We start from the raw sequence: 320 nt of genomic DNA on the forward strand, positions 1-320 counted from the left end.
ATTCCGTTCAAGGAGCAACTCTTGCCGTCGGCGAAAACGCCTCAGTGAGTGTTGTTCAGTTCAGATCCATTAAGTAGGGGTTGCGTCGCATGTGTGGCATCGTCGGTATCGTAGGTAAGTCGAACGTCAATCAGGCGCTGTATGACGCGCTAACCGTGCTCCAGCACCGCGGCCAGGACGCTGCCGGTATCGTGACCAGCCATGATGGCCGGTTGTTCCTGCGCAAGGACAATGGCCTAGTGCGTGACGTGTTTCAGCAGCGTCACATGCAGCGTCTGGTCGGCCACATGGGTATCGGCCACGTCCGTTATCCGACCGCG

At 58.1% G+C, this 320-nt stretch carries 1 pseudogene; it reads left to right on the plus strand.

Annotated elements, in window-relative coordinates:
- Positions 1–89 precede the first annotated feature (89 nt).
- A pseudogene (locus BK660_RS31140) lies at positions 90–320 on the plus strand (amidophosphoribosyltransferase); the annotation flags it as partial.

Source organism: Pseudomonas brassicacearum (assembly GCF_003732265.1).
GTDB lineage: Bacteria > Pseudomonadota > Gammaproteobacteria > Pseudomonadales > Pseudomonadaceae > Aquipseudomonas > Aquipseudomonas brassicacearum_D.